This window comes from Paenibacillus sp. 01L418, assembly GCF_056400045.1.
On sequence record NZ_JBFTSN010000257.1, the window covers coordinates 1 to 9,271 of the forward strand.

At 47.2% G+C, this 9,271-nt stretch carries 6 protein-coding genes; all 6 read right to left on the reverse strand.

Annotated features, from left to right (window positions below):
* Window positions 1-78: 78 nt before the first annotated feature.
* Window positions 79-1,446 (reverse strand): sensor histidine kinase, encoded by a 1,368-nt coding sequence (locus tag AC1DSE_RS23735; protein WP_477528285.1) that lies wholly within the window; start codon window positions 1,444-1,446, stop codon window positions 79-81.
* Window positions 1,443-2,117, reverse strand: coding sequence for a response regulator transcription factor (locus tag AC1DSE_RS23740; protein ID WP_339204952.1), 675 nt, complete (start codon window positions 2,115-2,117; stop codon window positions 1,443-1,445). Before AC1DSE_RS23740 ends, AC1DSE_RS23735 begins: the two co-directional genes overlap by 4 nt.
* Before the next feature lie 131 nt (window positions 2,118-2,248).
* Window positions 2,249-3,724 carry a protein adenylyltransferase SelO gene (locus tag AC1DSE_RS23745; protein WP_477528286.1) on the reverse strand — a complete coding sequence of 492 codons (1,476 nt, stop codon included), beginning with the start codon at window positions 3,722-3,724 and terminating at the stop codon, window positions 2,249-2,251.
* Between the two features lie 272 nt (window positions 3,725-3,996).
* Window positions 3,997-6,204: an S-layer homology domain-containing protein gene (locus AC1DSE_RS23750; protein WP_477510339.1), complete on the reverse strand. Its 2,208-nt coding sequence runs from the start codon at window positions 6,202-6,204 to the stop codon at window positions 3,997-3,999.
* 184 nt (window positions 6,205-6,388) lie between these two features.
* Window positions 6,389-6,871, reverse strand: coding sequence for a tetratricopeptide repeat protein (locus AC1DSE_RS23755; RefSeq protein ID WP_477510338.1), 483 nt, complete (start codon window positions 6,869-6,871; stop codon window positions 6,389-6,391).
* A gap of 163 nt (window positions 6,872-7,034) precedes the next feature.
* Window positions 7,035-9,271 (reverse strand): 5-methyltetrahydropteroyltriglutamate--homocysteine S-methyltransferase (gene metE, locus AC1DSE_RS23760; RefSeq protein WP_477528287.1); only part of this gene is annotated, 2,237 nt, incomplete at its 5' end.

Below are 9,271 nucleotides of genomic sequence, written 5' to 3' on the forward strand. Positions count from 1 at the left end.
AACACATGCAAAGAGTTTGCACATGCTGCCGCAGCATAGAGTAAACGAGCGATGTCGACTAATACATTACGAATCGAATTACTCTGTCGGAGTAATGATTGGCAGAGTGACAATGAAGGTCGTTCCTCGGCCAGGCTCACTTTCCACTCGAATGTCACCTTGATGAAGCGATACGATCTGTTTAACGATGGCAAGGCCCATTCCGCTGCCTTCATATTTACGGCTGTGGGAGCGATCCGCCTTAAAAAATCGCTCGAAGATACGCTTCTGATCCTCTGGCGCAATACCTATGCCGCTGTCGGATATTCGGACGGTCACGTTTTTGATATCTTGTTTGATACTCACTTTAATGATGCCGCCATCCTGCGAAAATTTGATGCTATTGCCGATTATATTAGTCCAAACCTGATTCAACAGATCATGATCAGCTAAAAAAATAACAGTAGGCAAATGGAGCTCGAAATCGATATTGCGAGTCGACCACTGCGGCTGTATCGCGACGATAATTCGTCTTATTTGTTCATCAAGTCTAAATGCGGTCAGCCGCATCTGTTGTGACTGTGATTCAAGCAAACTCAGCTTTAGCAGGCTATCACTCATCTTGGACATCCGTTCGGCTTCAGCAATAATAATATCTAGGTAGCGATTTCGATCGTTATCCGCAACATTTGCTTGCTTGAGCGCTATAGCATAGCCGGATATCGAAGTGAGCGGAGACTGAACTTCGTGCGAGACATTCGTTACGAATTCTCTGCGCATCTGCTCCAACTGCTGCAGGTCATGCATCATTTCTTCGAAGCTTCGAGCCAGCGTTCCCAGCTCGCCCGTTTGTTTAATATTCAGCTTGACGTTGAAATCGCCAGATGCTATCCGTCTAGTCGCTTTTGTCAGCTTTTTGATTGGTCTTATTAGAAATATGGAGGCAATTAGAATAAATAAGCTGCCTGTAATCAACGCATAAGCGACAAAAGATAATCCCCATTTGAATACAAAAGAAGCAGATGGAGGGGAGAGTGCTTCCACAAACATCGCTTTCGTTCCCATGTCTGTTTTGAGCGGCAATCCTATGAAAGTAACAGTAACCCCCTTCATACGAACCCGAACCATTTCTCCAGCCAGTACCTTCATTACTTGTTCCTTGGCTATTACAGCAGGCTTATGCCCGTGCAGCGCTCCGAAAGACTGGAATCGATCCGTCGTTTCATAAATTCGAATATGATAGGAATTGAGCTGCTTCATTCCACTTACGAACTTGTCCGCATCACGTGAGGGGATGGCCTCATAAATTCGCGCGATGTCTTGTCCAAAATTACGCATCAAAATTTGCGAGTTTTCACTCAATTTTTCTTCAAATGCCCAAGTTGCCACAAAAAAAGCAATGATCGTGCCCCCAATCGTGGAGACTAGAAAAATGAGGACGACTCGTGTATATAAAGATTTGATCATTCGTGCACCTCAAGCCGGTAGCCAAGCCCGCGCACCGTCTCGATATGAAAATCGGTAGTCGTCGCGAAGCGTTCGCGCAATCGTTTAACATGTACGTCTATCGTTCGATCGTCGCCTGCATAATCGATCCCCCAAATTTGATCGATCAGCTGCTCACGCGTGTAGATTTGTCCAGGTGTGCCAGCGAGCTTATAAAGGAGTTCAAACTCCTTGAGCGGCAGCGCAAGTGATTCCGTTCCTCTCATTACTTTATAGGTCTGCCGGTCAAGAATGATGCTGCCTAGCCGAATCGTCTGTGTTGAGCCAATCCGGTACCTTTTCAGAAGAGCTCCAACACGAGCCGTCAGCTCCAATGGATCAAATGGTTTCGTCAAATAATCATCCGTCCCGAGCTGGAAGCCTTTCACCTTCTCCCATGTCTCGCCTCTTGCAGTCAGCATAAGTAACGGAAGATCAGGATTGCTTCTTCGGAGCTCCTTGCACAACGTCCAACCATCCATAATCGGCATCATAATATCGAGTACGACAAGATCAATATGCATCGAGGCATAGACGGCCAGTGCTTCCTTGCCGTCTCCCGCTTCAGCCGTTTCGAATCCGTCGTTGCGTAGAAATAAACAAACGAGTTCGCGAATGTTCGCATCATCATCAGCAACCAGTATAGTAGGCATTCGTTCCCTCTTTCCCTGTTATGCGTCCATATAATAGTAATCATTATACTATAAATCGTGTTGAATGATAAAAACAGCACAGAACAGACAAAAGCAGCTGACCATTGAGGTGAGCTGCCGCTTTTTTTATATCAGGTACCGCAAAAAGTTTGGTATGGACGAGTTGATACCCCAGGGAACGTGTAATGATCAGACCGTTCGCGGGCGTGATCGTATGGGCTCGAAAGAACACTCAGAAGCTGCTCCATCACACGGTTGTCGCCTTGCTTCACTGCGGCTTCAAGCGCTTCTTCAACTCGAAGGTTGCGCGGGATTACCGCAGGGTTGCTTGCGCCCATCAACTGATGAGATGCAGCTTTGGATTCCGGCTGCCTGCCAAGCCTCGCTTGCCACAGCTCATACCATGGTGCAAACTCCTCGGTGCCAAAGAGTGCTGTATCTTCTGGTTTATCTAATGTGAACGAGCGGAAGGTATTCGTGTAGTCTGCACCATGCTCCTGCATCATACGAAGCAAATCTGTAATTAGAGCCTCATCTTCAAGCTCTTCATTAAAAATTCCAAGCTTCGCTCTCATTCCACTAAGCCAGCTCTGGTGATACAACTCTGCAAATCCAGATAACGCATCCTCTGCCAGTTTTATAGCTTGTTCTTCATTATCATGCAGCAGCGGCAAAAGCGCCTCAGCAAATCTAGCGAGATTCCACGCCGCGATACGCGGTTGGTTGCCATAGGCATAACGGCCATGAACGTCAATGGAGCTGAATACCGTTTCGGGATCATAGGCATCCATAAAGGCGCAAGGGCCATAATCAATGGTCTCTCCGCTAATCGACATATTGTCTGTATTCATCACACCGTGGATAAAACCAACGAGCTGCCATTTGGCGATTAGCGCTGCCTGACGCTTAATTACTTCTTGAAGCAGGCGAAGATAGCGATCTTGAGCTTCGCCAACCTCTGGGTAATGCCTTTGCAAGGTGTAATCAGCAAGTTGTCTGAGTTCTTCAGCCGTACCCCACTGGGCAACGTATTGAAAGGTGCCCACGCGCAGATGGCTGGAAGCCACGCGGGTCAGAATTGCACCCGGCAGCTCCGTTTCGCGGTATACAGGCTCGCCAGTTGTGACAACGGCGAGGCTGCGAGTGGTAGCAATACCAAGCGCGTGCATAGCCTCACTTATAATATATTCGCGCAGCATCGGTCCAAGTGAAGCCCGGCCGTCGCCTCCGCGGGAGTATGGCGTTCTGCCAGAACCTTTAAACTGAATATCAAACCTCTCACCTGTAGGCGTAATTTGTTCACCCAGCAATAGCGCACGCCCATCCCCTAATCTGTTAAAATGTCCAAATTGATGCCCAGCATAAGCTTGAGCAAGCGGCAAAGCGCCTTCGGGAATTTCATTTCCCGACAGCATAGCAGTACCGTCCTGGCTTAGAAGTGATTGAACATTWAAGCCTAGTGATTTTGCGAGCGATTCATTCATAATATTCAACTGCGGAGAGTGCACAGGCGGCGGGCTCATTTTTGTGAAAAATGTTTCCGACAGCCRTGCATAACTGTTGTCAAAGTTCCAACCTGTTTTATCTAATGCTGTTTCCTCAGTCATCGTATCTCCTATATTCTTGTGTCGTTTATCTTCGTTATTGCATGGTCATCTAATGAAAAAAAGTCATAAATACCATTTATCACCTAGATGGTTCCCATTTCTTTGCAAGGCAATTCGGTTTATATAGATTGATTATAACACCATTTCCTCCTTCGCTTCTCCTCTTTGAACCTGAGCAAGCGTTTGTGGGTGGTATGACTGGTCCAAAACTGTGAATTGCAGACTTCGAATAGGAAAATGAATGCATAGCCATTGAGCAGAGTGCTGCATGATCAATCTAAGTACTTCTCGGGATATAGCAGCTTCTGCAGCCTCAAAAGGATCGCCGCCGCTTGCTCTCGGACCAGCGTCTGCCGCGGATTGAACTTGCCATCGCTGCCGACCATCACCTTATACTCGTTGACGGCTTGGATAGCGTGGAGACTCGTCGCGGATAGACCCTTAATGTCTCCGAACGCCATTCGACCCTCACTGCCGAAGGTTGCTAATCGACCAGCATTTGCGGACATCATCGCTGCCTCTTCGCGGGTRATCGTACGCTCTGGCTCGAACCGACCGGATGTACGGTCAGTAATGCCGAGCTTTGCAGCTCTTGCGATTTCGTCGCTGTACCATTTGCCCACTGGAACATCATTAAAGGGAGAGCTGCCAGCAGGCAGATCCGTAGCGCCGTGTACCAAGCGGAGCAGCATGGCTGCGAATTCAGCGCGAGACAACGTCTTTTTCGGAGCCAGTACATTATCCTTCACGCTTACGCCCTGGATGTAACCTTCATAAAGCGCATGTGCCATATTTTCTCTTGCCCAGCCGGCTACTTGATTAGCATCCTTAAAGTCAGCCAACGGAGGAGCAGAGACCGATAAATAGTAAAGATTTTTGGCCACAGCAGGCGCAGCATCCTTCCGATACCCAGTTAGCGTAACGACATGCACACCGGAGGGCATTCCCGCAAAAGCCACTTTCCCTTTCGCATCGGTCACCATCGTCTTCCCACCGACTGTCACCGTTATATTCGGCGCAGGCAGTTGACCCGATTTACGATTTGCTTTCTTAACGAACAGCTCGAAAAGTGAATTTGCTGAAGGCCGTCCTTCTGCTAGTTTGCCGTTCACATTTGAGCCATTAACAACGACTAAGTCGATAACCTCAGTTGTGTCCGAACCATAATAAAGCAGCAATCGACTTCTATCACTAAGAACATTCCCGCTGCCAGCATTTTCTGGGAACATCCAACTTCCATCTCTACTGTACTCAGCGAACTTCCATCCATTCTTTCCGCCGTATTGGAGGACGTCGATACCCTTAATCGAGGTGATTGCCTTCTCCCCGGAAGAAGCTGTCTTCATTTCGTAGGCAATTCCTTCTTGCTTAAGGAAAGCAAGAGCTGTATCTATTGCCTTACCGCCACTAGGAACGCGTCCTTGTGCGATCGTACCTGTAGGCCCCTCGATCTGAATAATCGAACTGCCCGAAGCCAAATTCAAGTCATCGATCAGCCGTTCTTTGCCATTCACATACAGCTTATAAGCGGTCAACGCCAAATAAGCGTGGAGCGTCGCCGTCATATCCAAAACGCCATCGCTGCGCTCCGAGAATCCACCTTCATCCAATCGACGAGACATCAGAAAATCAAGCGGCTGGGCGCCTCCCTGCTGCGCGAACGCAGCAGCGTCCATTCGTTGCGATGACAGTGCAATGATAACCTGTGCTGTCGCCGCTGTGCTGAAGTCGAAGCCGCCGTCGATTGATTGCTGCATGCGCAGCCACTCCAGCGCTTTCTGCTCTGACTCCGTCAGCTCCCGATCTTGCGTTCTCGAAATGAGTGACAATCCTGTCAAAGCTACAGCCGTTGCCATAGCACTACCTTTCCCATTAACGGACTCGGACCAGCTTCCATCTTTCAACTGCTGATTTGTGATGATATGAGAAAACGCGTCAGGATACCAGAAAGGGTTTGAATTAGGAGAGTAGGGACTGGAACTCTTCGCCACGACATAAGCGGGTACGAGTTCATATATTCCCTTCTTCTCAAGGTCAGGATTGTTCAAAACGGCTGAGAAAAAATCAAGACCAGCGATATTATTAATGTTTCTGCCGCCAGCAGCAGCATAAGCGATCACCGTTCTTGTCATATCTGTATACGTATCAAATCTTCCGCCATTATTTAATATGACATCTGCTTTCTCCTCCAGAAAGCCTTTTGGAACTGCTCTGCCGTTCTTTGCAAATCCGATCGCCGCCCAATCCGAAAACGGTTTCTGATCATATAGCAATTGCTCCGCTTCCTTTAATGCATCCTGCATGTCTGTTGTGAAGGCCAGCGAACGATCGACCTTGCTGCTCGCGTTCACGCTGCCGCCAGATGCCAGCTTCTCCGCCGTATTAGCTGACGCGACGCCAACAAGCAGCTGCGACATCAGACATCCAGCCAGAAAGACGCGCCCCATTCTCATTATTAAGTTCAATCCATTTTGTTTCATTCGTATTGCTCCCCCTCCTGCAAATCAACGCAAATCGCTTTAATGGTAAAATTTACACTAATTGTTAGACGGTACAAAACCTTATTTGTTTCGGCTGATTCGAATAAATAAAAACGGCGATAGACAATGGCGTCATTATGACGTCCTAGTCTGTCGCCGTATAGTTGGAAAATAGCAGACTGGATCAATCCCATACCTGATCCAATTTGTCTGAATAAAAAAGGGCAGCTCTCTTGTACGACTGAATTCCGTCATCAGCGCTCGTTTCGGCTAATTGCTTCAATAAAATTTCCATTGCCTTGTCGTAAGCCTTCAAGTTGTATTGAACCATCGCATAAAACACCTGAAACTCTCTACGTTCTGGAAACTCTTTTATTGCTGCTTCAAATATACGTTTTGATTCATCATACATGCCTAAAGTACGATATGTACTTCCTAGGCCTAACAATGCCCCTTCTCTTTCTTTACCTACTAATCCTAGTTCCAATGATTTTTCATAAAAAGGGACGGCTTTCCTTTCGAGTCCCATAGCATCATGAACCCAAGCTAGTTGATACCATATTGAAGCGTTCTGCGGCTCTTCTTTGACTAAATCTATCAGCAATGTCTTGGCTTCTTCCAGTTTCCCTGCTTCTCTTAAACTTATGGCGGTATGAAGCTTATCCATGATATTCATTCCTTTTAAAATCAATTCGTTTCGTTTATCGTATCATATTTGAGAAATCAGTCTAATTCTAGTTTATTTATAAACAAAATCGGATCTGATCCTATCAAAAAGAGCAGGCTGCCGTGGCAGCCTGCTCTTCTGTGATTTTTATTATTAACCTAGCTTACACCTGCAAAGAATGTTTCGCACGGGCGATCTGTGTCGCTTCAACCATATTGCGCAAGGAATCAACGGTTTCTTCGAGTCCACGTGTTTTAAGTCCGCAGTCTGGGTTAATCCAGAATAACTTCGGATCAAGCACACGCAAAGCGCGTTCGATCATACTCGTCATTTCCTCCACTCGCGGAATACGCGGGCTGTGGATGTCGTATACGCCTAAACCTATACCCAGCTTGTAAGTATTCAGCTCAAAGCTATGAATCAATTCACCATGACTGCGTGAAGTCTCGATGGAGATAACATCTGCATCCATCGCTTCAATGGAATCAATCATGTCATGGAACTCGCAATAACACATATGCGTGTGAATTTGCGTCGTATCCTGAACCGTGCATGTAGTCACACGGAAAGCTTTGACAGCCCAAGCTAAATAGTTGGCTTGGTCTTCTTCCTTAAGCGGCAGACCTTCGCGAACCGCAGGCTCATCAACCTGAATCATCCCAATGCCCGCTTGCTCAAGCGCTTCTACCTCTTGTCTAAGCGCATAGGCAAGCTGGTAAGCGATTTGCTCACGCGTAATGTCATCACGGACGAACGACCAGTTCATGATCGTGATCGGTCCCGTAAGCATTCCTTTAACTGGACGTTCAGTCTTCGACTGAGCATACTTCGTTTCCTCGACAGTCATTGCTTCTTCAAACGCTACATCTCCAAAAATAATTGGCGGCTTCACGCAGCGGGAGCCATACGACTGTACCCAACCGAACTGAGTGAACGCAAAGCCCGCAAGCTTCTCACCGAAAAACTCAACCATATCTGTCCGTTCAAATTCGCCATGCACGAGTACATCCAGTCYGATTTCTTCCTGAAGCTTAATCCAGATATCGATTTGCTCACGGATGAAGCTAGCGTATTGTTCATTGTTCCAATCACCCTTGCGCCATTGTTGACGGGCTTTGCGCACCTCTGCGGATTGCGGGAAGCTGCCAATTGTCGTCGTTGGGAAAATCGGCAATTGCCATTTTTTCTGTTGGGCAATATGACGCTCAGAAAATGGCAGATTGCGTGTTGGATTCTGCACGCTAATAGCGGCTACGGCTTGCTGAATGCTGCTGCGATTGCGCTCGCCTGATTGCTTAAGCGCCTCTAGAGCAGCATCACATTTCTCAAGCTCAGCAGTAATGAAAGCATCTTCCGAAGTAACTGCTTTCGCAAGAAGAACAATCTCATCCAGCTTCTCATCCGCAAATGCTAGAGCACCCTTTAGTTCAGACAATAGCTTAGTCTCATTTTGCACTGTGACTGGAACATGAAGCAGGCTGCAAGATGACTGTACAATTAGCTGTTCAGCCGTTACGACTTCAGCCAACTCTTTCAACAATGCCAATTTATCGCGAAGTGACGCTTTCCAGATGCCGCGGCCATCAATGACTCCTGCACCTAGAACCTTGTCCTGAGGGAAGCCAAATTGTTTAATGGATGACAAGTTTACGGACAAACCGTGTACGAAGTCAAGCCCAATTCCTTTGACCGGCAACGCAACGATGTCAGTATAGTTTTCTACGGATTCGAAATACGTTTGCAGCATGATGTTTAGATTAGTTACCGATGCAGCAAGCGTGGTATAAATATTTTTTAGGCGACTGCGATCAGCATCGCTAAGTTTTGTTACCAGAATTGGTTCATCTATTTGTACCCACTGAACGCCTTCTTTTTCAAGCTCTTGCAGGATCTGCACATAAAGCGGCAGCAATCGATCCAGCCAAGCATCCGTCTCTGATTGACTATATCCTTTGGACAGCTTCAAGAAAGTTAATGGGCCGACAATAACGGGTTTTCCCTCGATACCGAGCTTTTCTTTAGCTTCCAAATATGCGATAAGCGGCTTATTCTCTGTAAGTACAGGTGCTGCTCCGTCCAGTTCAGGTACGATGTAGTGATAGTTGGTGTTAAACCACTTGGTCATTTCGCTTGCCGTTGCATCCTTCGTTCCGCGGGCAATGCCATAATAAACCGACAGTGGTACTGAACCGCCTTCGTAAGTGAAGCGCTTCGGAATGATCCCGAACATCGTTGCTGTATCAAGAATGTGATCGTAATAGCTGAAATCATTGACCGAGATAAGGTCGATGCCTTTCTCCTGCTGCTTGCGCAAATGATTCAAACGGATTTCTTGAAGCTTGCCATGGAACTCTGATTCTTCAAGCTTGCCTGCCCAGAACGCTTCTAGCGCCTTCTTCC